Origin of the sequence: Agromyces cerinus (assembly GCF_016907835.1) — a bacterium.
Classification (GTDB): domain Bacteria; phylum Actinomycetota; class Actinomycetes; order Actinomycetales; family Microbacteriaceae; genus Agromyces; species Agromyces nitratus.
Genome location: NZ_JAFBCT010000001.1, coordinates 1,479,918 through 1,503,547 on the forward strand (window position 1 = coordinate 1,479,918; position 23,630 = coordinate 1,503,547).

Genomic DNA, 23,630 nt, shown 5'->3' on the forward strand with positions numbered 1-23,630 from the left:
CGAGCCCCGGCGGCGTTCAGCCGATGGACGGTTCGCGGCGAGGCTCGACCCCGTAGAAGCCGCGATCGAAGACGGCCCGGGCGCGCCGGGTGACATGCAGGTAGTCCTGCTCGAGCTGCGTCGCCGAGCCCGGCGGGTAGCCCATGATGCGGGCGACGCCCTCGAGCTGCGACCGCTCGACGGGCAGCACGTCGGTGGTGCGGTCGAGCCAGAGGGTGAGCGCCGAACGGGCGCGCGAGGCGAACACCCATGCTGCGCGCAGCGTCTCGGCATCGGATGCCTCGACGAGCCCATGTTCGACCGCTGCGGCGAGGGCGTCGAGCGTCGACGTCGTGCGCAGCGCCGGCACTGCGGCGGCATGCTGCAGCTGGATGAGCTGCACGAACCACTCGACGTCGGAGAGCGATCCGCGCCCGAGCTTCAGGTGCCGGTTCGGATCGGCTCCCTGCGGCAGTCGTTCGTTCTCGACGCGAGCCTTGATGCGCTTGACCTCTCGCACGTCGCGTTCGCTGATCGACTCGGGATAGCGCACGGTGTCGGCGAGCTCGGTGAACTCCTCGATGAGCGGCAGGTTGCCCGCCACACCGCGGGCTCGCAGCAGCGCCTGCGCCTCCCACGTCAGCGACCACCTCGCGTAGTACGCACGGTAGGCATCGAGCGAGCGGGCGACGACGCCGTTGCGTCCCTCGGGGCGGAGGTCTGCGTCGAGGTCGAAGGGCAGCCGCGCGTCTTCGCTGAGACGCACGAGTTCGGAGACGATGCGGAGCGCCCGCGAATGTGCGGCGTCGGCCGCGGCATCCGTCGCCCGGTAGACGTAGATGATGTCGGCGTCGGAGCCGATGCCGAGCTCGCGGCCGCCGAAGCGGCCCATGCCGATCACGGCGAATTCGATGCCGTCGGGCTCGCCGCCGCGGATCGCGGCGACGAGGGCGGCGATGTGGTTCTCGGTGACGTCGCTGAGGGCGTGGCCGAGTTCTTCGACGGTGCAGACGTCGAGGATTCCGGACAACGCGAGCCGCAGCACCTCGCGGCGACGGATGGCGCGGAAGATCTTGGCCGCGACGTCGGGCTCCGCATGGCGACGGAGCACTGCGCGGCCCTCGTCTTCGAGCGCGGCGATCGATCGAGGTCGCAGCTCGTCGAGGTCTTCGAGCCATGCGACCGATTCGGGGCTGCGCTCGAGCAGTTCGGCGGCGAATCGCGAGCCCGACAGCACGCGGGTCAGTCGCAGCGCCGCGTCGGAGGAGTCCCGGAGCAGCCGCAGGTACCAGTGCGTGGTGCCGAGGGTGTCGCTGAGGCGCCGGAACGAGAGCAACCCGAAGTCGGGGTCGGTGCCGTCGGCGAACCACGAGATGAGCACCGGCATGAGATTGCGCTGGATCTGCGCGCGCCGCGAGACGCCGGTGGTGAGCGCCGCGATGTGCGCGAGTGCACCGCGGGGGTCACGGAACCCGATCGCCGCGAGTCGAGCCTCCGCCTGCACGCTGGTGAGCCCGAGACCGGATGCGGGCAGCGCCGCCACGGCCGACAGCAGCGGCCGGTAGAAGAGTCGTTCATGCAGGCCGCGCACGCGTTGGCGCGTGGCGAGCCACACCGCCCTGAGTTCATCAGCCGTGCGGCCGAGCCCCGACGCACGGGCCAGGACGCGGAGTCGGTGCTCGTCGCGCGGCATGAGGTGCGTGCGGCGCAACCGCTCGAGCTGCACCCGGTGCTCGAGCACGCGCAGCACCCGGTAGTCGCGCGCGAACTCGGCCGCCTCCTCCCGCCCGACGTAGCCGAGCTCCGCGAGGGCCGCGAGGGCGGGCAGCGTGCCCCGCTGGTGGATGCCGTCGTCGGAGGCGCCGTGCACGAGCTGCAGCAGCTGCACCGTGAACTCGATGTCGCGGATGCCGCCGGGCCCGAGCTTGATCTGCACGTCGACCTCGTCGGCCGGGATGTGCTCGGTGACCCGTTCGCGCATCGCCTGCACGGACTCGACGAAGCCTTCTCGACTCGAACTCGACCACACCTTCGGCGCGACGCCCTCGATGTACCGGCCGCCGAGCTCGAGGTCGCCGGCGAGCGGGCGGGCCTTGAGCAGCGCCTGGAACTCCCAGCTCTTCGCCCACCGGTCGTAGTACTGCAAGTGCGACTCGAGCGTGCGCACGAGTGCGCCGTCCTTGCCCTCGGGGCGGAGGTTCGGGTCGACCTCCCACAGCGGCGGCTCGATGCCGGGCTCGCCGATGATGCGCATCGTCAGCATGGCGAGCCGGGTCGCGATGTCGAGCGCTCGCGCGGTCGAGACCACGTCTTCGTCGGCGGATTCGGCGACGAAGATGACGTCGACGTCGCTCACGTAGTTGAGCTCACGGGCCCCGGCCTTGCCCATGCCGATGATGGCGAGCCTCGTGGCCTCGACCTCGGCGGCGGGATACCGCCCGGGTGCCGCCGGCTCCCCCGGCGCACGCCCGATCACACGACGAGCGGCCGCCAGCGCTGCATCGAGCGTGGCGCCGGCCAGATCGGCGAGACCTGCGGCGACGACATCGACCACGTCGACCGCGTCGGCGCGGGTGAGGTCGTACACCGCGATGTCCGCGAGGAGCCGGCGGTACCGGATGCGGATCGCCTTCGCCGCCGCTTCCGTCAGATCAGCAGGCGCGGCGGAGACCCCGTCGAGCGCGGCGAGCAGCGATGCTCGTGCCTCGGTGACGCTCGGCGGAGCGATCGGCACCTGCGCGAACGATGCCAGATCCGACGGATGCCGCAGGAGGAAGTCGGCGAATCCGCGCGACGCTCCGACGAGTCGCACCAGGCGCGCCGCGGCGTTCTCATGATCGAGGACGCCGGCGAGCTCGGTCGGCGCCTGTTCGTGGAGTCGAGCGACGACCGCGAGCGCCTCGTCGGGGTCGGCGGCCTGCGCGAACACCTCGAGCAGGGAGTCCGCAGCGACACCGGTGGACGCCGACAGCGACTCGAGCGCCGCCGCGGCGCCGCTCAGCTCGACGAAGCCCGCGCGAGCGACTCTTCCGAGCGTGGGGGCCTGACGAGACATCCGATGCGTCAGAGGATCTCGAGGTTGCGCTTCAGCTCGAACGGAGTGACCTCCGAGCGGTAGTCGCGCCACTCGGCCCGCTTGTTCGCCAGCACGTAGTTGAACACCTGCTCGCCGAGCGTCTCGGCGACGAGCTCCGACTCCTCCATGAGCTGCACCGCGTGATCGAGGCTCGCAGGCAGCGGGTCGTAGCCGAGTGCCCGTCGCTCACGATCGGTCAGCGCCCACACGTCGTCTTCGGCCTCGGGCGGGAGCTCGTAGCCCTCTTCGATGCCCTTCATGCCCGCAGCCAGGAGCAGCGAGAACGCGAGGTAGGGGTTCGCCGCCGAATCGATCGCACGGTACTCGACGCGAGCGCTCTGCCCCTTGCCGGGCTTGTACAACGGCACCCGCACGAGCGCCGAACGGTTGTTGTGCCCCCAGCAGACGAAGCTGGGCGCCTCGGCGAGCTTGTCGGGTCCGACGCCGCCCCACAGACGCTTGTACGAGTTCACGAACTGGTTGGTGACGGCCGTGATCTCGGGAGCGTGGGTCAGCAGTCCGGCGATGAACTGCCGGCCGACCTTGGAGAGCTGGTACTGCGCTCCGGCCTCGTAGAAGGCGTTGGCATCGCCCTCGAAGAGCGACATGTGGGTGTGCATGCCGCTGCCGGGCTGACCGGAGAACGGCTTCGGCATGAACGTCGCGTACACGCCCTGCTCGATCGCGACCTCTTTGATCACGGTGCGGAACGTCATGATGTTGTCGGCGGTGGTCAGCGCATCGGCGTACCGCAGGTCGATCTCGTTCTGACCGGGGCCCGCCTCGTGGTGGCTGAACTCGACCGAGATGCCCAGGTCTTCGAGCATGCGCACCGAACGACGACGGAAGTCGTGGGCGGTGCCGCCCGGGACGTTGTCGAAGTAGCCGGCGGAGTCGACGGGCTCGGGGCCCGAGGCGCCGTACTTCGACGACTTGAGCAGGTAGAACTCGATCTCGGGGTGCGTGTAGAAGGTGAAGCCGCGATCGGCCGCACGCGCGAGGGTGCGCTTCAGCACGTTGCGCGGATCGGAGACCGCCGGCTCGCCGTCGGGCGTCGTGATGTCGCAGAACATGCGCGCGGTGGGGTCGATGTCTCCGCGCCACGGCAACGTCTGGAACGTCGTCGGATCGGGGTACGCGAGCAGGTCGGACTCGAACGTGCGGCTGAGGCCCTCGATCGCCGAGCCGTCGAAGCCGATGCCCTCGGTGAACGCACCCTCGACCTCGGCCGGCGCGATCGCCACCGACTTCAGGGTTCCGACCACGTCGGTGAACCAGAGCCTGACGAACTTGACCCCTCGCTCCTCGATCGTGCGAAGAACGAAGTCGCGCTGCTTATCCATCCACACCCTCTCTCGCACCTCTCAGCGTACTGGCTCGCGGTGCTGCCTTGCGCGCGCCCGCGAGGCGGTGACGGATGTCGCGTGTGCCAGACTTGCCCCATGTCAGGCGAGCCCCAGAACGCAGCATCCGACACGTCGGCCGGCACCGAGCAGAACCCCTACGGCGGTGCCGCCGCGACCGGAGGGCCGAAGCGCGTGCGCACCCGGCATTTCCAGAACGCGAAGCGCGACGGCATCAAGATCACGGGCCTCACGAGCTACGACCAGCTCACCGCTCGCATCTTCGACGAGGCCGGCATCGACTTCCTGCTCGTCGGCGACTCGGCCGGCAACAACGTGTTCGGCTACGAGACGACGTTGCCCGTCACCGTCGACGAACTGATCCCCCTCACGCGCGCAGTCGCCGGTGCGGTCAAACGCGCATTCGTCGTCGCCGACATGCCGTTCGGCTCGTACGAGAACGGCCCCGAAGACGCACTGCACACCGCGGTGCGGTTCATGAAGGAGACCGGCGCGCACGCCGTGAAGCTCGAGGGCGGGGAGCGCAGCCACAAGCAGATCCGCCGCATCGTGGGTGCCGGCATCCCGGTCATGGCGCACATCGGCTACACGCCGCAGAGCGAGCACGGCCTCGGCGGCCATGTCATCCAGGGCCGCGGCGAGGGCGTCAAGCGGCTGCTCGCCGACGCCAAGGCCGTGCAGGACGCCGGTGCGTTCGCCGTCGTGCTCGAGATGGTGCCGGCGGATGCCGCGCGGCAGGTCACCGAACTCCTCGACATCCCGACCATCAGCGTCGGGGCGGGCCCGCACACCGACGGCCAACTGCTCGTCTGGACCGACTGGGCGGGTCTCACGATCGGTCGCGTGCCGAAGTTCGTGAAGCAGTACGCCGACCTCTCGGGCATCCTGAGCGCGGCCGCGAAGGAATGGCGCACCGACGTCGAAGCCGGCGTCTACCCGAACTCCGAGCACTCCTACGAGTAGCCGCGCTGCCGACTGAGCCCGTCGAAGCCTCGGTCCCGACAGGCTCGGCCAGCTGGAGCTCAGTCTTCGGCGGCCTCTTCTTCAGCCCACTTGGCGCTGTTCGCACGCAGGATCTCGAGGGCCCGTTCGGCCTCGGCGCGGGTCTCGAAGGGCCCCACCCGATCGACCGATGGCGACACGAATCCCTGCTCCACCTCACCGGTGTTCAGGTTGTACCAGAACATGTGCTCGACATCCTCGGCCATAGGCTGATCCTATGCCCAAGGACGCCTCAGGCCACCTGATCCCCGGCCGCCTGTCACCGCTCCGAGCGGTGCCCGCCGCCATCCCGCGACCCGAGTACGTGGGCAAGCGCGCGCCGGCGCCGTACTCGAGCGGCGATCGCTACACGACCGAAGAGGTCGAGCTCGTCCGCGCGGCCGGGCGTGTCGCCGCCGGCGCGATCGAGGCGGCGTCCGCCGCGATCCGCCCCGGCGTCACGACGGACGAGCTCGACCGCATCGCGCACGAGTACGTCGTCGCGCACGGCGCCTACCCGTCGACGCTCGGCTACCGGGGCTTCCCGAAGTCGTCGTGCACGTCGGTCAACGAGGTCATCTGCCACGGCATCCCCGACGACACGGTGCTCGCCGACGGCGACCTCGTGAACATCGACGTCACGGCGTACCTCGACGGGTACCACGGCGACCTCAACCACACGTTCCTCGTCGGCGAGGCGAGCGAAGCGGCCGCCCAGCTCGTCGAGCGCACCCGTGAGGCGCTGCGCCGCGGCATCCGCGCCGTCGCACCCGGCCGCGAGGTCAACGTGATCGGCCGGGCGATCGAGGCGTACGCGAAGCGCTTCGGCTACGGGGTCGTGCGCGACTACACGGGCCACGGGGTCGGGCGCGCGTTCCACTCGGGGCTGATCATCCCCCACTACGACGCCCCCGAGTTCGACACCGTCATGGAGCCGGGCATGATCTTCACGATCGAGCCGATGCTCACCCTCGGCGCCATCGAATGGGATGTCTGGGCCGACGACTGGACGGTCGTGACGCGTGATCGTTCGCTCACGGCCCAGTTCGAGCACACCCTCGTGGTCACCGAGCGAGGCGCCGACATCCTGACGCTCCCCTGAACGGCACCCGAACGGCCCGCGATAGTGTGGCCGCTATGGCGACACAGCACGCGATCGGGATCGACATCGGCGGCACGGGCATCAAGGGCGCGGTCGTCGACCTCGGCACCGGCCGGCTCGCCTCCGAGCGACGCAAGGTCTCGACGCCCGAAGGAGGCCGCCCCGCCGACATCCTGACTGCGACCGGTGAACTGCTCGCCGGTCTCTCCGACGAGTTCGGCGACGACCTCCCCCTCGGCGTGTGCTTCCCGGCGATCGTCAAGCACGGCCGCACCCTCTCAGCGGCCAACATCTCGAAGGAGTGGATCGGCCTGCCCGCCGAGGAGCTCTTCGAAGACGCCTTCGGTCGCGAGATCCACTTCATCAACGACGCGGATGCCGCCGGCTACGCCGAGTCCCGCTACGGCGCCGCGGTCGACGCCGACGGCCTCGTCATCCTGACGACGCTCGGCACCGGCATCGGCTCCGCGTTCCTCTACGACGGCGTGCTCGTGCCGAACACGGAGCTCGGGCACATCGAGCTCGACGGGCGCGAAGCCGAGAAGAACGCCGCGTACTCGGCGATGGAGCGGGAATCGCTCGACTGGCAGGAGTGGGCCACCCGGCTGCAGCGGTTCTACGCGCACGTCGAGTTCATCTTCTCGCCCGACCTCTTCGTCGTCGGCGGCGGCGTGTCGAAGCACCATGAGCAGTTCCTGCCCCTGCTCGACTTGAAGACGCCGATCGTGCCGGCGGCGCACCGCAACAACGCGGGTATCCTCGGCGCGGCGTCGCTCGCGGCGTAGTCGATCGGGTGCGAGCGGTTCGTCGTCGGCCGTGCTAACGTGCCGGTGATCGTGATCGACCGGTTGGAGGTGAGACCCATGAACGCAGTATCCGCAATGGGTGCTCCCCCGCAGGCCGCGATCGCGCGACTGACGTAGTCGCAACCGGGAGCGCCGCACACGCAATCGCGAAAGGCGACTCCCATGAACACCACATCTTCGACGAACCCCTCGAACACCCGGGCCCTGGTGCTCGCCGGCGCCGGAGCGGCAGGCAATGCCTGGCAGCTGGGCCTCATCGCCGGCCTGTGCGACGCCGGTGTCGATCTCACCTCCGCCGATCTCATCATCGGCACCTCGGCAGGCTCGACGGTGGCTGCCCAGATCACCAGCGGCGCACGGCCCGCCGAGCTCTACGCCGCCATCCTCGCCGAGGCGCCCCAGACGCGGCCCGGCACCGGCACCGGCGGATCCGCCGGGAGACGCACGCCATCCCTCTCCGGGCCGAGCTACATGGAGTGGTCGGACCAGATCATCGCTTCCTCCGCGGGTGCATCCGACATGAGGCGCAGGATGGGCGCTGCGGCGCTCGAACGGGACGCGTCCGACGGCTCGGATGCTGCTCGATGGCGCGAGATCGTGGCGGCCCGGCTTCCCAGCCATGACTGGCCGGGCCAGCCCGTGTTCATCACGGCCGTCGAAGCCCGAACCGGGCAACCGGTGGTGTTCGACCGCCGGAGCGGCATCGACCTGGTCGACGCCGTCGCCGCCAGCACCTCTGCGATGATCCCGTACCGCATCGGTGAGCGCCGCTACCTCAACGGCGGCTATCGACGCAGCTCCAACACCGACCTGGCGGCCGGATACGACCGAGTCGTGGTGCTGGAGCCGTTCGGCGGCCGGTCGCGGACCCCGCTCGAGTGGGGCATGGACCTCGCGACGCAGGTCGACGAGCTGCGCGCAGTGGGAAGCGAGGTCGAGACCGTCTTCCCCGACGCCGGCGCGGGTGACGTGTTCAATGCCAATGCGCTGGACCCCGCGACCCGTCGGCCGGCAGCGCGAGGAGGTCACGACCAGGGCCTGGCACTCGCTGCGAGTCTCGCCGACTTCTGGCGCTGATCCGCGAACCCGATTCACGGGAGGTGGTGCCGCCGGTCGGTGTGCGAAAGGGTGCGAATGGGCCGGCTGATACGCCGGGTTCTGTTCACCGGGCGCTTTCGCGACACCGGCTGGACGGCCATCTCTCTCGGGACTACGTTGCCGCAGCCCTCCAGCGGTCTACCCGGAAACGGGACGGGCAGCCCCATCGTTCCCTGTCTGACCTTGCTCCGGACGAGGTTTACCGAGCCGACCGCGTCACCGCGGTCGCTGGTGGGCTCTTACCCCACCGTTTCACCCTTACCCGGCGCTTGCGCACCGGGCGGTCTGCTTTCTGTGGCACTGTCTCGCGGGTTGCCCCGGGTGGGAGTTACCCACCGTCCTGCCCTGTGGAGCCCGGACGTTCCTCGGCGCACGATCGAAACCGTGCGACGCGACCGTCTTGCCGGCCCACTCGCGATTCGAGTCTACCGTCGCGGCCGAGCCCGGATCGCCGCGGCATCCGGGCCCGTTCGCCGGTCGTCAGCGCAGAGCGCGGCTCAGAGGCCCGACTCGTCGGTCCGCACCAGGATGCGGTCGCACTCGGGGCACAGCACGACCTCGTCGGGGGCTGCACGGCGCACCGACTCGAGGTCGGAACCCGTGAGCGTGATGCCGCAGCCACCGCACGTGCGCGCTTGCAGGAGGGCCGCGCCGACTCCCCCGCCGCGCACGCGGCGCTGCTCGTAGAACGCGAGCAGCGGCTCGGCCACGCCCTCGGCGACGACCGCCCGATCGCGTTCGGTCTGCTCGCGCTCGACCCCGAGGCCGCCTGCGGCCTCGTCACGCTCGGCCTCGAGGGCGGCGACCTCGGTGACGATCGCGTCGCGCTGCAGGTCGATGCTGGAGAGGGCCACGTCCGCCTCCTCGACGCGCTCCATGACGACGAGCTCCTGCTCTTCGAGGTCGTTCAGCCTGCGCCGGAGCGAGACCAGCTCGGCCTCGAGCGCCGAGACGTCCTTCACCGATGAGGTGTGCTGGAGGCGCTCGCTGTCACGCGCGATGCGCGCTTCGACGACGGCGACGTCGGACTCCAGGCGCTTCAGCTCGACGCGTGCGTCCTCGAGGGTGCCGAGAGCCTCGGCACGCGTGCCGCGCACGGCCTGGTCACGGGCGGCGAACTCGGCGAGCCGGCCTGCCTGCGGCAGCGAGCCGAGCTTGTGCGCGAGCTGCGCGAGGCGGGTGTCGAGCGACTGGAGCCGCAACAGCTGTTCTTGTTCGGCGGGGCTGGCCTTCACGTGGTGCTCCTCGTGGGATCGGGTCGTCGGTGAGGACGGTGGTCGGGGTTCGCTGTTCACTGCACGATCTGGAAATCCCAGGGATCGGTGCGGAGCTCGGAGACGACGACGGAGAGCTCGGGGTGGGCTGCGCGCAGCTGCGCGGCCGCGACATCGAGCCACAGCCATTCGCTCGCCCAGTGCGAGACGTCGAGCAGCGCAGGGCCGCCCGTGAGCTTCGCCTGCTCGCGTGCCTCCGACGCCGGGTGATGGCGGAGGTCGGCCGTGATGTACGCGTCGGCGCCGCGGACCGCCGGGTCGCCGAGCAGCGAGTCGCCGGCGCCGCCGCACACGGCGACCGTCTCGACCGGGTCGTCGAAGCCTCCGGAGGCGCGGACACCGGTCGCCGTCGCGGGGAGGATGTCGGCGAGCACACGGGCGAGGCGGCCCAGGGTCGTGGGCTCGGGCAGGCGACCGACGCGGCCGAGCCCGAGCGACGGGTCGATCGACGGCCGGATGGGCCGCGTCTCGATGAGGCCGAGCCGGTCGGCCAGTACCGCCGAGGTGCCTTCGGCGACGACATCCGCGTTCGTATGGGCGGTGACCACTGCGCAGTCGGCGCGGATCAGACGCGCGATCAGGGACCCCTTGTAGCGGTCTTCGGCGACCGAGGTGACTCCGCGCAGGAGCAGGGGGTGGTGGGCGATGACGAGATCGACACCCTCGGCGATCGCCTCGTCGACCGTCTCGACGACGGTGTCGACCGTGAAGAGCACGCGCCGCACCGGGGCCGCTGGATCGCCGGTCACGAGTCCTGGGGAATCCCACGACTCCGCTCCCGCGATCGGCCAGAGACGTTCGATCGTCGTCAGCAGGTCGGCGAGGGTGGCGGTCACCCGCCCAGCCTACCTTCGGAGCGCGCGACACCGCGGCCCGGCGCTGCGCCGCATCCGCTTCGCGCCCGTGTCGGTCACGTGTCGGCGGGGATCAGGTGCCCCATTCGGTCGCGCTTCGCCCGGAGGTAGGCGAGGTTGGCCGGAGCGGCCCCCGTCACGAGCGGCACTCGCTCGACGACCTCGATGCCGTGGCCGGTCAGCTGGGCGATCTTGTCGGGGTTGTTCGTGAGCAGCCGCACCGAGTGCAGGCCGAGATCGTCGAGGATCGCCGCAGCGGCCGCGTACTCGCGATCGTCGGCGGGCAGGCCGAGCGCGAGGTTGGCGTCGAGCGTGTCGAGGCCCGACTGCTGCAGGCGATACGCCTTGAGCTTGGCGACGAGGCCGATGCCCCGGCCCTCGTGCCCGCGGAGGTAGACGACGACTCCGCCGTCCGCGATCCGCTCGAGGGCGGCATCGAGCTGCGGGCCGCACTCGCACTTCTCGGACGAGAACACCTCGCCCGTCAGGCACTCGGAGTGCACGCGCACGAGCGCGCCCTGCGTCACGGGTGCGAGCGAGACGATCGCCAGGTGCTCGTCGTCCGTCACCAGATCCCGATAGGCGCGGAAGCGGAACGGCCCGTGCGCGGTCGGGATCTCGGTCTCGACCTCGAAGGCGACGCGCCCGGCGGCCCCGAGCTCTGCGGCTACGGGCGTCGGCTCACGAACGGTCTCGGTCTGCTGCGGCATCCGTCATGGCCTTCCGGTTCGTGCGCGCTCGAGTGCGGCCGCGACGGTGGCGACGAGTTCGTCGCCCGATGCCTGGAACTTCGCGACGCCCTCGCGCTCGAGGGTCGCGGTGACTTCGTCGTAGGAGATGCCGAGCGCCGCCAGGCCGGCGAGCACGGCCCGCGACTCGTCGGCGGTGCCCGTGATCGTGTCGCCGCGGATGCGACCGTGGTCGAACACGGCCTCGAGCGTCTTCTCGGGCATCGTGTTGACGACATCGCGGGCCACGAGCTCTTCGACGTAGCGGGTGTCGGGCAGCGCCGGGTCCTTCGCACCGGTCGAAGCCCAGAGCGGTCGCTGCACGTTCGCGCCGAGCGCCAGCAGCCGCTGGGCTCGTGCGCCCGCGAACTCGCTCGTGAAGATCTCGTACGCGAGTCGCGCGTTGGCGATGCCGGCGAGACTCCTGAGCTCGCGCGCGGCCGCTGTGCCGATCTCATCCAGCCTGCGATCGACCTCGGTGTCGACGCGCGACACGAAGAACGATGCGACCGAGCGGATGCCCCGGAGTGCGAGACCCGACTCGTGGGCGCGCTCGAGACCGGTGAGATAGGCGTCGACCACCGCTCGATAGCGGTCGAGACCGAAGATGAGGGTGACGTTGACGCTGATGCCGAGCGCGATCGCGGCCGTGATGGCGGCCACGCCCTCGACGGTCGCGGGGATCTTCACGAACACGTTCGGGCGATCGATGTGCTCGGCGAGCGACCGGGTCTCGACGAGCGTCGCGAGCGTGTCGTGCGCAGCATCGGCACCGACCTCGATCGACACCCATCCGTCGACGCCGCCACTCGCATCGAACACGGGGCGAAGGAGGTCGGCCGCCCTCGCCACATCGTCGGTGGTCAGCGCGAAGACGACGTCGCTCGCGGACCGGTTGCCCTGCGCGAGGGCGGCGACCTGCTCGTCGTACGCCGTGCTTCCGCCGATGGCGGCCGCGAAGATCGTGGGGTTGGTCGTGACACCCACGACCTCGCGCTGCGAGATGAGGCGCTGCAGGTCGCCGCTGAGGATGCGCTGTCTCGAGAGGTCGTCGAGCCAGATGCTCACCCCTTCGGCTGCAAGTGCCGCGGTCGGGGACGCTGCGGGGCTCACAGCTCCTCCAACGGAATCCGCTCGTCGGCGAGGCGCGCCGGGTCGACCACGTTGCCGCGCCGGATGACGCCTTGCACCCCTTCGTTGACATCCCAGACGTTGACGTTCATGCCCGCGACCACGCGACCGCCGGCGACCCAGAACGAGATGAACTCCCGGGCGTCCCGATCGCCGCGGTACACGATCTCGGCGCCTCGGGTCAGCGGGCCGAAGCCCGAGTACTCCATGCCCAGGTCGTACTGGTCGGTGTAGAAGTACGGGATGTCGTCGTAGGAGACGGGGAGTCCGAGCATCGAGCGGGCGGCGACCGCGCCGCCGTGCAGGGCGTTGGCCCAGTGTTCGCTTCGCAGGCGCAGGTCGGCGAGCGGATGGTACGCCTCGGCGATGTCACCCGCGGCCCAGACGTTCGCCAGGTCGGTGCGGAGCGCGGCGTCGGTGAGCACTCCCGAGCCGATCGCGGCGCCGGCGCTGCGGGCCAGGTCGAGGTTCGGCATCGCGCCGACGCCGACCAGCACGAGATCTGCGGCGAAGAGGTCGCCGGTGTCGAGCCGCACGCCGGTCGCGCGGCCGCCGGCGCCAGTGATCTCGGTGACGACGACGGAGGTTCGGAGCTCCACGCCGTGCTCGACGTGCAGTTCGGCGAACATGCCGCCGAGCTCGTCTCCGAGCGCGTTCGCGAGCGGCACGGGGTCTCGCTCGAGGATCGTGACCTCGTTGCCGAGGGTGCGCGCCGTCGCGGCGACCTCCATGCCGATCCAGCCCGACCCGATCAGCACGAGTCGACGGCCGCCACTCGCGAGCTCCTCGTGCAGCGCTTCGGAATCATCGAGGGTGCGAAGCGTGCGCACTCCCTGCAGTTCGGCACCGGGGATCGTGAGGCGACGGGCGGTCGATCCGGTCGCGAGCAGCAGGGCGTCGTAGTCGAGCGCCTCGCCCGTGTCGAGCTGCACGCGCTGCTCTGCGGGGTCGAGCGCGGTGACGGTGGTACCGAGTTGCAGGTCGATCTCGCGCCGGCGGTACCACTCGGGCGACTCGACGAACACCGAGTCGCGCTCGGCGGTGCCTGCGAGGTAGTCCTTCGACAGCGGCGGCCGGATGTACGGATGATGCGCCTCGGCCGCGATCAAGTGGACGTCGCCGTCGAAGCCCTCGTCGCGGAGCGTCTTCGCCGCGGTGGCGCCGGCGAGTCCCCCGCCGACGATGACGAAACTCGGCGCCGTGGTCACGATCATCCGCCTCTCGATGCGACTCGAGCGCATCTCATGTTCCCGACTGTACGAGCAGGAAATTCTTAAGTCAATGATTGCTGTTTTAGATTCTCGTCTTTCGTCAAGAATCATCGTTTTAGAGCTAGGCTGACCGCATGGACGACTCCGCGCGGCACGACGACCTGGTGGCCGTCGCCTCGATCGCAGACCCGCAACGGCGGGCGCTGCTCGAGTTCGTCGGCCGGCATCCCGAGCCCGTCGGCCGCGACGAAGCCGCTCGGGCGCTCGGCATGGCGCGCGGAACTGCGGCCTTCCACCTCGATCGACTCGTCGAGGCGGGGTGGCTCGTCACCGAGTTCCAACGTCGCAACGGCCGCACCGGGCCGGGCGCCGGGCGCCCCGCGAAGCTCTACACCGCCGCCTCCGGTGAGGTCTCCGTCTCCGTGCCCAAGCGCCACTACGACATCGCCGCCGAGCTCTTGAGCCGGGCCGTCGAGGAATCGGATCGCACGGGCCGCCCGATCCGGCCGACGCTCGAACGCGTCGCGACCGACCTCGGCCGGGCGCTCGGCTCGGCCTCCGACTCGATGACCGAGGTGCTCCAGCGACTCGGCTACGAACCCGTCGACGACGGCGCCGATGGGCTGCTCCTCACCAACTGCCCGTTCCACCGGGTCGCGCAGAACCACACCGCGACGATCTGCGGTGCCAACCGGGCCCTCCTCCAGGGCGCCGCCGAAGGCGTCGACGGGGAGGCGAGAGCGGTCGTGCTCGAACCCGGCGTGGGGCAGTGCTGCGTACGGCTCGTGGCCGGCGACCCGGCCTAGGAAGGCGAAGGGTGGGCCCTGCCGGGCTCGAACCGACGACATCCACGGTGTAAACGTGGCGCTCTACCAACTGAGCTAAAGGCCCGCGACCGCGCGCGGCGCACGCTCATGCTATCGCGAGCTGCCTAGACTCGCGGCCATGGAGCAGCCGATGCAGCAGCATCCGAGCCGAAGCACGCCGTCGGAGCATCGATGGCCGTCGGTCGTCGCGCTCGTGATCGCGCTGGCGCTCTACGCCGCATTGCCGAACGCGTTCCTCGGCCCGCTGCGCTTCGTCGTCGTCGTCTTCGGCCTGGCGCTGCTCGTGCCGCTCGTGATCGCGAACCCGCACCGGCTCACCCGGCTCACCCCGTTCACGAAGTGGACGTCGATCATCCTCGCCGCCGGGCTCGTCGTCGCGAACCAGATCACGCTCGTGTTCCTGCTCGTGGCCCTGGCCGTCGGCCAGGCGGATGACGCGCACGGCCTGCTCCTCTCGGCACTGCAGGTCTGGGTCGCGAACGTGATCGGATTCACACTGCTGTACTGGGAGCTCGACCGGGGTGGCCCGGTCATGCGCACGATGGCGGCGCGATCCGACCTGCCGCCCGCGGACTTCCGGTTCCCACAGGACGAGGACGACGACGCGGTCACCGAGGTCGCGGCGCGGTCATCGGCGGTGCGCGACTGGATGCCCCGCTTCGTCGACTACCTCTACTCGGCGCTCTCGAACTCGATGGCGTTCAGCGCGACCGACGCGATGCCGCTCTCGCCGCGGTTCAAGCTCCTGATGGCGTTGCAGGCGTTCGGCGGGTTCCTGATCCTCGCGCTCGTGATCGCCAGGTCGGTCAACATCCTCGGCTGACGTCAGGCGACCGTGCGATCGGATGCCGCCGGCGCACGCTCAGAGCGCCGCGAGCGCCGTTCGGTACTGCTCGAGCGACCGCGCCTCGCCGCGTGGTGTCGCGAAGCTCGCCGCCACGACGCCCTCGGCATCGATCAGGAACGTCGCCCGTTCGGCGAGCCCGGTGCGCACGTCGAACGCGCCGAACGAATCCGCGACCGCGCCGTGCGGCCAGAAATCGGCGAGCAGCGGGAAGTCGTAGCCCTCGCGCTCGGCCCAGGCGCGCAGGGTGTGCTTCGAGTCGACGGAGATCGCATGCAGCGCGACATCCGGCCCCTCGAACATGGCGATGTTGTCGCGCAGTTCGCAGAGTTCGGCGTGGCAGATGCCCGAGAACGCCAGGGGGAAGAACACGAGCGCCACGGCGCGACCCCTGAGCTCCGAGAGCTGCACGGGCTGGCCGAACTGGTTCACGAGGGTGAAGTCGGGCGCAGCGGCGCCGGGAGCGAGGATCACGGGGCGGCTTCCCTCCACAGGACGTTCGGTCGGATCGAGGCCCCAGCCTAGCCCCCACCCCGCGGGCATAGAATCACTAGGATGGCGTGGTGCCACCCGGCCGAGAACCCGGCCCACTGGGCGTGCGCACATCCCACACCCCGCAGGCACGATCTGCTGAAGAGAGAGGTCGAGTGTGACTGTCAACGACCAGGATCCCTACTCGGTCGAGGCGATGGACGCCGATCCGGAAGAGACTTCCGAATGGGCCGAATCCCTTGATGCGCTTGTCGCCGAGAAGGGACACCAGCGCGCGCGAGAGATCATGCTGAGCCTGCTGAAGCGCTCGAAGGAACTGCACCTCGGTGTGCCGATGGTTCCGACCACCGACTACCTGAACACGATCGCTCCCGAGAACGAGCCCGAGTTCCCCGGCGATGAGGAGATCGAGCGCCGGTACCGTGCCTGGATCCGGTGGAACGCCGCTGTGCTCGTGCACCGCGCGCAGCGCCCCGGCATCGCCGTCGGCGGCCACATCTCGACGTACGCCTCGTCTGCCGCCCTCTACGAGGTCGGATTCAACCACTTCTTCCGCGGCCAGGACCACCCCGGCGGCGGCGACCAGATCTTCGTGCAGGGCCACGCCTCCCCCGGCACCTACGCCCGCGCGTTCCTCGAGGGCCGCCTGTCGGCCGACCAGCTCGACGGGTTCCGTCAAGAGAAGTCGCACGCGCCCAACGGCCTCTCGTCGTACCCGCACCCGCGCCTCATGCCGGAGTTCTGGCAGTTCCCGACCGTGTCGATGGGTCTCGGACCGATCAACGCGATCTACCAGGCGCAGCTCAACAAGTACCTGACGAACCGCGGCATCAAGGACGCCAGCGACCAGCAGGTCTGGGCGTTCCTCGGCGACGGCGAGATGGACGAGGTCGAGAGCCGCGGCCAGCTCCAGGTCGCCGCGAACGAGGGTCTCGACAACCTGAACTTCGTGATCAACTGCAACCTGCAGCGCCTCGACGGTCCGGTGCGCGGCAACGGCAAGATCATCCAGGAGCTCGAGAGCTTCTTCCGCGGTGCCGGCTGGAACGTCATCAAGGTCGTCTGGGGCCGCGAGTGGGACGACCTGCTCGCGCGCGACCACGACGGTGCGCTCCGCAACCTCATGAACGTCACCCCCGACGGCGACTACCAGACCTACAAGGCGGAGTCGGGCGCCTACGTGCGCGAGAACTTCTTCGGCCGCGACCCGCGCGCCCTCGAGCTCGTCTCGCACCTGTCCGACGACGAGGTGTGGGGTCTCAAGCGCGGTGGCCACGACTACCGCAAGGTCTACGCCGCGTTCAAGGCTGCGAGCGAGCACAAGGGCCAGCCGACGGTCATCCTGGCGAAGACGATCAAGGGCTACGGCCTGGGTCCGGCCTTCGAGGGGCGCAACGCGACCCACCAGATGAAGAAGATGACCCTCGACAACCTCAAGACGTTCCGCGACCAGATGCGCATCCCCATCACGGACGCGCAGCTCGAGGAGAACCCGTACCTGCCGCCGTACTACACGCCCGGCGACCAGGACGAGGCGATCCAGTACCTGCACGAGCGCCGTCGCGAGCTCGGCGGCTACCTGCCCGAGCGCCGCTCGAACCACACGGCGATCTCGCTGCCAGACGACTCGGTCTACGCGATCGCGAAGAAGGGCTCCGGCACGCAGGAGATCGCCACGACCATGGCGTTCGTACGACTACTGAAGGATCTCATCCGCTCGAAGGACTTCGGCCACCGCATCGTGCCGATCATCCCCGACGAGGCGCGCACCTTCGGCATCGACGCGTTCTTCCCGACCGCGAAGATCTACAACCCGAACGGCCAGCACTACACCTCGGTCGACCGCGAGCTCCTGCTCGCCTATAAAGAGAGCCCGCAGGGCCAGATCCTCCACGTCGGCATCAACGAGGCCGGCGCCATGGCGGCGTTCACGAACGTGGGCACGTCGTACTCGACGCAGGGCGAGCCGCTGATCCCGGTGTACGTCTTCTACTCGATGTTCGGCTTCCAGCGCACGGGCGACGCGATGTGGGCGGCCGGCGACCAGATGGCCCGCGGGTTCATCATCGGCGCCACGGCCGGCCGCACGACCCTCACCGGCGAAGGCCTCCAGCACGCCGACGGCCACTCGCCGCTGCTCGCGTCGACCAACCCGGCCGTCGTGTCGTACGACGCGGCCTACGGCTACGAGATCGGGCACATCATGCGCTCCGGACTCGAGCGGATGTACGGCGGCTCTCACGCCGACCCGAACGTCATGTACTACCTCACGGTCTACAACGAGCCGCTCGTGCAGCCCGTCGAGCCCGAGGGCGTCGACGTCGACGGCATCATCCGCGGCATCCACCGCCTGAACACGTCGGACGTCGCCGGGCCGAAGGCCCAGCTCCTCGCCTCCGGCGTCTCGGTGCCGTGGATCCTCGAGGCGCAGCAGCTCCTCGCGCAGGACTGGGGCGTGTCGGCGGATGTCTGGTCGGTCACGAGCTGGTCGGAGCTGCGCCGCGACGGCCTCGCCGCCGACGAGCACAACTTCCTGAATCCCGACGCCGAGCGCCAGGTTCCGTACCTCACGCAGAAGCTCACCGCGGCGAACGGACCGTTCGTCGCCGTCTCGGACTTCATGCACGCGGTGCCCGACCAGATCCGCGCCTACGTGCCCGGTCAGTACGCCACGCTCGGCGCCGACGACTTCGGGTTCTCCGACACGCGCCCCGCCGCGCGTCGCTTCTTCAAGATCGACGGTCCGTCGGTCGTCGTCCGCACGCTCGAACTCCTCGCAGACCGCGGTGAGGTCGACCGTTCACTCCCCGCCCAGGCGATCGAGAAGTACCGCCTGTACGACGTGAACGCCGGCACCACCGGATCGGCCGGCGGAGAGAGCTAGCAGGCGACGAGGTGGCGACGAGGCCCAAGACGAAGGCGGAAACGCTCGCATGGTTGCGCACCATCGCGGGCGAACTCGCGACGGCGACGCTCAAGCGTCTCGAAGACACGTTGCCGTGGTACGGCGACATGCCACCCAGCCGTCGCTCCGCGGTGGGCCTCGTCGCCCAGGCCGGCATCTCCTCGTTCGTCGCCTGGTTCGACGACCCCCGGTCCACGCCGTGGATCGCGGCCGACGTCTTCGGGGCGGCTCCGCGTGAGCTGCTCCGCTCGGTGAGCCTGCAGCAGACGCTGCAGCTCATCCGGGTGACGGTCGAGGTCGTCGAAGATCGCGTGAAGGACGGCGGCGAGCCGCTGCGCGAGGCGATCCTCCTGTATTCGCGGGAGATCGCCTTCGCGGCCGCCGACGTCTACGCACGCGCCGCCGAGGCGCGCGGCCTCTGGGATGCCCGTCTCGAAGCCCTCGTCGTCGACTCGATCCTCTCGGGCGAGGCCGACGACGAACTGCCGAGCCGCATCGCGGCCCTCGGCTGGCACGGCCACGGCGAGGTGTCGGTGCTCGTGGGCACGGCGCCGAAGCAGCTCGACGTCGACCACGTGCGCCGGGCGGCCCGCCACATGCACGCCGACGTCCTGATCGGCGTGCAGGGCAATCGCCTCGTGCTCGTGATCGGTCGTGCCGATCCTCTCGCCCGTGAAGCGGAAGAGGCGATCGGCACCGCCCCGGCGCTCACCTTCATGGAGATCGCGAGCCAGCTCGAGCCGCACTTCGGCCCCGGGCACCTCGTGCTCGGCCACGCCGTGCCGAACCTCGTCGACGCCTCGAAGAGCGCGAAGGCGGCACTCGCCGGCTTCGCGGTCGCCCGCTCCTGGCGGCACGCACCCCGGCCGGTGCACGCCGACGATTTGCTTCCCGAGCGCGCGCTGGCCGGCGACCCGCTCGCCCGGGCGACGCTCGTGCACCGCATCTATCGGCCGCTGCAGGCCCACTCGACCGAACTCCTCACCACGCTGTGGAGCTACCTCGACAACGGCCGCTCGCTCGAGGCCACGGCACGTGAGCTGTTCGTGCACCCCAACACCGTGCGCTACCGCCTGAAGCGCGTCTCCGACGTCATCGGCTGGGACGCGACGGGTGCGCGCGAAGCGCTGATCCTGCAGTCGGCGCTCATCATCGGTTCGATGAGCGATCACGAGCTGGCCCCGCGCCGACGACCCACCAACTGACCCGGCTTCTGTACCGTTCGTACAAGGCTTCCGCCGAGAGCTTGTCGCGTGTGCACACTCCAGGTGGCGCTCCGGTTGGCAGACTGGGGTGGTGATCGTCGTCGTCTGCCCTGGACAGGGCTCTCAGACCCCCGGATTCCTCGCTCCCTGGCTGGCCGAGTCGGCCTACGCCGAACGGCTGTCGGTGCTGTCCGATGCCGCGGGGCTCGATCTCGCGCACTTCGGCACCGAAGCTGACGCCGACACGATCCGCGACACCGCGATCGCGCAGCCGCTCATCGTCGCGGCCGGCATCCTGACGCTCGGTTCGCTTCTGGCCGACGGCCGTGCGGCGCGCATCGGCGGCATCGCGGGCCACTCGGTCGGCGAGATCACCGCTGCCGCAGGTTCCGGCGTGCTCAGCGACACCGATGCGATCCGCTTCGTCGCCGAACGCGGCCGGGCGATGGCGGATGCCGCTGCGCTCGTGCCGACCGGCATGAGCGCGGTCATCGGCGCCGACGAAGCCGCGCTGCTCCCCCGTCTCGACGAGCTCGGCCTCGAGCCCGCCAACTTCAACGGCGGCGGCCAGATCGTCGTGGCCGGCGCGCTCGACGCGCTCGAGGCCCTGAAGGCCGAGCCTCCGGCCGGTTCACGGGTCATCCCGCTGCAGGTCGCCGGCGCCTTCCACACCCGGTACATGCGCCCGGCGGTCGACCGTCTCGCAGCTGTCGCGGCCGACCTCGCCCCGGCCGACCCCACGCTCCCCCTCTGGACCAACCGCGATGGCGCAGCCGTGACATCCGGTGCCGCATTCCTCGACCTGCTCGTCGGCCAGGTGTCCTCCCCCGTACGCTGGGATCGCTGCATGGAGTCCTTCCAGGCGGCAGGAGTCACGGGCATCATCGAACTCGCTCCGGCCGGCGCCCTCGTCGGTCTGGCGAAGCGCGCACTCAAGGGCGTGCCGACGGTCGCCGTGAAGACTCCCGAAGACCTGTCGGCGGCGATCGAGCTCATCGAGCAGCACGCCTGAGCCGGCGACGAAGACGAGAAAGCCGAGCATGACGAATCCCACCCTCCAGCAGTCGCACGGGCCTGCCTTCACGCGCATCTACGCCGTCGGCGCAGCCCGCGGCGAGAACGCGGTGCCCAACGCCGACCTGATCGGCCCGATCGATTCGTCCGACGAGTGGATCCAGCAGCGCACGGGCATCGTGACCCGCACGCGTGCCGGAGCCGACGTCTCGGCGACCGACCTGGCCACGACCGCTGCCCGCGAGGCGATCGAGCGGTCGGGCATCGCCCCCGAGCTCATCGACCTCGTCATCATCGCGACCATCTCCAACGTGCAGCAGACGCCGTCGATGGCGGCCGTCGTCGCTGATCGCGTCGGTGCGAACCCCGCCGCGGCATACGACATGAACGCCGCCTGCGCGGGCTACGCCTACGCGGTCGCGCAGGCCGACGCGCTGATCCGCTCGGGCGCCGCGACCTACGCCCTCGTCATCGGGGCCGAGAAGCTCTCCGACGTCGTCGACCCGACCGATCGCTCGATCTCCTTCCTCCTCGGCGACGGAGCCGGCGCCGTCGTCGTCGGCCCGAGCGAGACGCCCGGCATCGCCCGCACCATCTGGGGCTCCGACGGCTCGAAGGCGGGCGCGGTCGGCATGAACGGCACCCTCACCGAGTTCCGCGACGGCGCGGCCGAATGGCCGACGCTCCGGCAGGAGGGTCAGACGGTCTTCCGCTGGGCCGTGTGGGACATGGCGAAGGTCGCGAAGCAGGCGCTGGATGCCGCGGGCGTGACGTCCGACGACCTCGCCGCCTTCATCCCGCACCAGGCGAACATGCGCATCATCGACGAGTTCGCCAAGCAGTTGAAGCTGCCCGAGACCGTCGTCATCGCCCGCGACATCGCGACGACGGGCAACACCTCTGCCGCCTCGATCCCGCTCGCGACGCACCGCCTGCTCGAGGAGCACCCTGAACTTTCCGGAGGCCTCGCCCTCCAGATCGGCTTCGGCGCCGGACTCGTGTTCGGCGCCCAAGTGGTGGTTCTTCCCTGAACCACCTCCCCCTGTCCATCTAGACTGTCTCTCGGTCAAACGAGACACCCCCAAGGAGAAGAACAATGGCATTGTCCACCGAAGAAGTGCTTGCCGGCCTGGCCGAGCTCATCAACGACGAGACCGGCATTGCGACCGACACGGTTGAGCTGGACAAGTCGTTCACCGACGACCTCGACATCGACTCGATCTCCATGATGACGATCGTCGTCAACGCCGAAGAGAAGTTCGACGTGAAGATCCCCGACGAAGAGGTCAAGAACCTGAAGACCGTCGGCGACGCCGTCACCTTCATCGTCAAGGCCCAGGCCTAGCAGCTGCGTGGAGCGGGCCGGCGCCTTCCGCCCGGCCCGCTCGATCAGTGTGACCATTTCCTCCATCGGAGTGTTTCTCGAATGACCAAGAAGATCGTCATCACCGGCATCGGTGCGACCTCACCGCTCGGCGGCACCGCCCCTGAGAGCTGGAACGCCCTGCTCGCCGGCGAGTCCGGCGCGCGCTCGCTCGAGCACGACTGGGTCGCCAAGTACGAGCTGCCCGTCACCTTCGCCGCCGAGGCGAAGGTTCGCCCCGAAGAGGTGCTCGAGCGCCCCGTCGCGAAGCGACTCGACCCGTCGAGCCAGTTCGCCCTGATCTCCGCGAAGGAGGCGTGGGCGGACGCCGGATCACCCGATGTCGCCCCCGAACGCCTCGGCGTCGACTACGCCACCGGCATCGGCGGCATCTGGACCCTGCTCGACGCATGGGACACACTGCGCGAGCGCGGCCCCCGCCGTGTGCTGCCGATGACCGTGCCGATGCTCATGCCGAACGCCGCATCTGCCGCGATCTCGATGCACTTCGAGGCACGCGCGTTCGCACGCACGGTGGCTTCGGCCTGCGCGTCGAGCACCGAGTCCCTCGCGAACGCCTACGAGCACCTCCAGCTCGGCTACGCCGACGTCGTCATCGCCGGCGGCTCGGAGTCCGCGGTGCACCCCATCACGCTGGCCTCCTTCTCGTCGATGCAGGCGCTCTCGCGTCGCAACGACGACCCGGCGCACGCCTCGCGCCCGTACAGCGTCGACCGCGACGGCTTCGTCATGGGCGAGGGTGCCGCGAGCCTCGTGCTCGAGACCGAGGAGCACGCCCTCGCGCGCGGCGCCCGCATCTATGCGGAGCTCGCGGGCGGTTCGGTGAGCGCCGACTCGTACCACATCACCGCGAACGACCCCGAGGGCCGCGGCGCGAGCCGAGCGGTGCTCGACGCACTCGCGCAGGCCGGTGCGACGGTCGACGACGTGACGCACATCAACGCCCACGCGACGAGCACGCCCGTCGGCGACATCGCCGAGTACACGGCGCTGCGCAACGTCTTCGGCGATCGCGTGCACGAGATCCCCGTCTCCGCCACGAAGGCGTCCACCGGGCACCTGCTCGGCGGCACTGGAGCGCTCGAAGCGGTATTCACGGTCCTCGCGCTCCAGAACCGCCTTGCGCCGCCGACGATCAACCTCACCACGCAGGATCCCGAGATCCCGCTGCGCATCTCCGGTGAGCCGCAGCCGCTCGGTGATGGCCCGCAGCTCGCGATCAGCAACTCGTTCGGCTTCGGCGGCCACAACGCCGTCGTCGCGATCCGCACGCCGTAGACGAGGGCCGGGCCCGCCCGGTGCACGCATGAGAAGACCCCGGTCGCAGTCCCTGCGCCGGGGTCTTCTCGTGCACG

Annotated in this window: 20 protein-coding genes, 1 tRNA gene, 1 other RNA gene and 1 pseudogene; 12 read left to right on the top strand and 11 right to left on the bottom strand. The window is 69.9% G+C overall.

Annotated features, from left to right (window positions below; all coding sequences use genetic code 11):
* Positions 1 to 16: 16 nt before the first annotated feature.
* Together JOE59_RS06830 and JOE59_RS06835 are read right to left on the bottom strand one after the other, a co-directional pair.
* Positions 17 to 3,034: a bifunctional [glutamine synthetase] adenylyltransferase/[glutamine synthetase]-adenylyl-L-tyrosine phosphorylase gene (locus tag JOE59_RS06830; RefSeq protein ID WP_204459496.1), complete on the bottom strand. Its 3,018-nt coding sequence runs from the start codon at positions 3,032 to 3,034 to the stop codon at positions 17 to 19.
* An 8-nt stretch (positions 3,035 to 3,042) separates the two neighbouring features.
* A complete protein-coding gene (locus JOE59_RS06835; RefSeq protein WP_074259147.1) occupies positions 3,043 to 4,398 on the bottom strand; it encodes a glutamine synthetase family protein in 1,356 nt (451 codons plus the stop codon).
* 99 nt (positions 4,399 to 4,497) lie between these two features.
* Between JOE59_RS06835 and panB the strand changes: the two genes are divergently transcribed.
* Positions 4,498 to 5,382, top strand: coding sequence for a 3-methyl-2-oxobutanoate hydroxymethyltransferase (gene panB / locus JOE59_RS06840; protein WP_204459497.1), 885 nt, complete (start codon positions 4,498 to 4,500; stop codon positions 5,380 to 5,382).
* 59 nt (positions 5,383 to 5,441) lie between these two features.
* Here panB and JOE59_RS06845 read toward each other — a convergent pair whose 3' ends face one another.
* Positions 5,442 to 5,627, bottom strand: coding sequence for an SPOR domain-containing protein (locus JOE59_RS06845; protein WP_056008634.1), 186 nt, complete (start codon positions 5,625 to 5,627; stop codon positions 5,442 to 5,444).
* An 11-nt stretch (positions 5,628 to 5,638) separates the two neighbouring features.
* On the opposite strand from JOE59_RS06845, the gene map reads away from it, so the two are divergent.
* The 3 genes from map to JOE59_RS06860 all read left to right on the top strand — a co-directional run bounded on the left by map (position 5,639) and on the right by JOE59_RS06860 (position 8,385).
* Positions 5,639 to 6,502: a type I methionyl aminopeptidase gene (gene map / locus JOE59_RS06850; RefSeq protein ID WP_204459498.1), complete on the top strand. Its 864-nt coding sequence runs from the start codon at positions 5,639 to 5,641 to the stop codon at positions 6,500 to 6,502.
* A gap of 35 nt (positions 6,503 to 6,537) precedes the next feature.
* Complete coding sequence (ppgK, locus tag JOE59_RS06855; RefSeq protein WP_204459499.1) at positions 6,538 to 7,287, top strand: polyphosphate--glucose phosphotransferase; 750 nt, start codon at positions 6,538 to 6,540, stop codon at positions 7,285 to 7,287.
* Positions 7,288 to 7,470: 183 nt separating this feature from the next.
* Positions 7,471 to 8,385 carry a patatin-like phospholipase family protein gene (locus JOE59_RS06860; protein ID WP_204459500.1) on the top strand — a complete coding sequence of 305 codons (915 nt, stop codon included), beginning with the start codon at positions 7,471 to 7,473 and terminating at the stop codon, positions 8,383 to 8,385.
* A gap of 54 nt (positions 8,386 to 8,439) precedes the next feature.
* Here the strand turns inward: JOE59_RS06860 and rnpB are convergent.
* The 6 genes and pseudogenes from rnpB to JOE59_RS06890 all read right to left on the bottom strand — a co-directional run bounded on the left by rnpB (position 8,440) and on the right by JOE59_RS06890 (position 13,607).
* Positions 8,440 to 8,817: RNase P RNA component class A (gene rnpB, locus JOE59_RS06865), an RNA gene on the bottom strand.
* Between the two features lie 86 nt (positions 8,818 to 8,903).
* Positions 8,904 to 9,641 (bottom strand): zinc ribbon domain-containing protein, encoded by a 738-nt coding sequence (locus JOE59_RS06870; RefSeq protein WP_204459501.1) that lies wholly within the window; start codon positions 9,639 to 9,641, stop codon positions 8,904 to 8,906.
* 56 nt (positions 9,642 to 9,697) lie between these two features.
* Complete coding sequence (locus tag JOE59_RS06875) at positions 9,698 to 10,516, bottom strand: Nif3-like dinuclear metal center hexameric protein (protein ID WP_204459502.1); 819 nt, start codon at positions 10,514 to 10,516, stop codon at positions 9,698 to 9,700.
* A 74-nt stretch (positions 10,517 to 10,590) separates the two neighbouring features.
* Positions 10,591 to 11,184, bottom strand: a pseudogene (gene ribA, locus JOE59_RS06880) (GTP cyclohydrolase II); the annotation flags it as partial.
* Between the two features lie 63 nt (positions 11,185 to 11,247).
* Positions 11,248 to 12,375, bottom strand: coding sequence for a transaldolase (gene tal / locus JOE59_RS06885; protein ID WP_204459504.1), 1,128 nt, complete (start codon positions 12,373 to 12,375; stop codon positions 11,248 to 11,250).
* On the bottom strand, positions 12,372 to 13,607 hold the full coding sequence (locus JOE59_RS06890) for an NAD(P)/FAD-dependent oxidoreductase (protein ID WP_204459505.1): 1,236 nt from the start codon (positions 13,605 to 13,607) through the stop codon (positions 12,372 to 12,374). The genes tal and JOE59_RS06890 overlap by 4 nt, the downstream gene beginning before the upstream one ends.
* Positions 13,608 to 13,738: 131 nt before the next feature.
* Between JOE59_RS06890 and JOE59_RS06895 the strand changes: the two genes are divergently transcribed.
* Positions 13,739 to 14,410, top strand: a complete 672-nt coding sequence (locus tag JOE59_RS06895; protein WP_204459506.1) for a helix-turn-helix transcriptional regulator — start codon at positions 13,739 to 13,741, stop codon at positions 14,408 to 14,410.
* Positions 14,411 to 14,422: 12 nt separating this feature from the next.
* Here the strand turns inward: JOE59_RS06895 and JOE59_RS06900 are convergent.
* Positions 14,423 to 14,495, bottom strand: a tRNA-Val gene (locus JOE59_RS06900).
* Between the two features lie 54 nt (positions 14,496 to 14,549).
* Between JOE59_RS06900 and JOE59_RS06905 the strand changes: the two genes are divergently transcribed.
* Positions 14,550 to 15,254, top strand: coding sequence for a hypothetical protein (locus tag JOE59_RS06905; protein ID WP_239560134.1), 705 nt, complete (start codon positions 14,550 to 14,552; stop codon positions 15,252 to 15,254).
* 39 nt (positions 15,255 to 15,293) lie between these two features.
* Here the strand turns inward: JOE59_RS06905 and JOE59_RS06910 are convergent, their stop codons facing one another.
* Positions 15,294 to 15,746 (bottom strand): peroxiredoxin, encoded by a 453-nt coding sequence (locus JOE59_RS06910; protein WP_307837127.1) that lies wholly within the window; start codon positions 15,744 to 15,746, stop codon positions 15,294 to 15,296.
* Between the two features lie 178 nt (positions 15,747 to 15,924).
* Here JOE59_RS06910 and aceE point away from each other — a divergent pair, with 178 nt between their 5' ends.
* From aceE to JOE59_RS06940, 6 genes are all read left to right on the top strand, one after another.
* Positions 15,925 to 18,651, top strand: coding sequence for a pyruvate dehydrogenase (acetyl-transferring), homodimeric type (gene aceE, locus JOE59_RS06915; RefSeq protein ID WP_204459508.1), 2,727 nt, complete (start codon positions 15,925 to 15,927; stop codon positions 18,649 to 18,651).
* A gap of 11 nt (positions 18,652 to 18,662) precedes the next feature.
* A complete protein-coding gene (locus JOE59_RS06920; protein ID WP_056008603.1) occupies positions 18,663 to 19,877 on the top strand; it encodes a PucR family transcriptional regulator in 1,215 nt (404 codons plus the stop codon).
* 91 nt (positions 19,878 to 19,968) lie between these two features.
* Positions 19,969 to 20,889 (top strand): ACP S-malonyltransferase, encoded by a 921-nt coding sequence (locus JOE59_RS06925; protein WP_204459509.1) that lies wholly within the window; start codon positions 19,969 to 19,971, stop codon positions 20,887 to 20,889.
* 28 nt (positions 20,890 to 20,917) lie between these two features.
* Positions 20,918 to 21,922: a beta-ketoacyl-ACP synthase III gene (locus JOE59_RS06930; RefSeq protein WP_204459510.1), complete on the top strand. Its 1,005-nt coding sequence runs from the start codon at positions 20,918 to 20,920 to the stop codon at positions 21,920 to 21,922.
* A gap of 65 nt (positions 21,923 to 21,987) precedes the next feature.
* Positions 21,988 to 22,236, top strand: coding sequence for an acyl carrier protein (locus tag JOE59_RS06935; protein ID WP_056008597.1), 249 nt, complete (start codon positions 21,988 to 21,990; stop codon positions 22,234 to 22,236).
* An 81-nt stretch (positions 22,237 to 22,317) separates the two neighbouring features.
* The gene (locus JOE59_RS06940; protein ID WP_204459511.1) at positions 22,318 to 23,553 is read left to right on the top strand and encodes a beta-ketoacyl-[acyl-carrier-protein] synthase family protein; all 1,236 of its coding nucleotides are present in this window, start codon (positions 22,318 to 22,320) and stop codon (positions 23,551 to 23,553) included.
* Positions 23,554 to 23,630 lie beyond the last annotated feature (77 nt).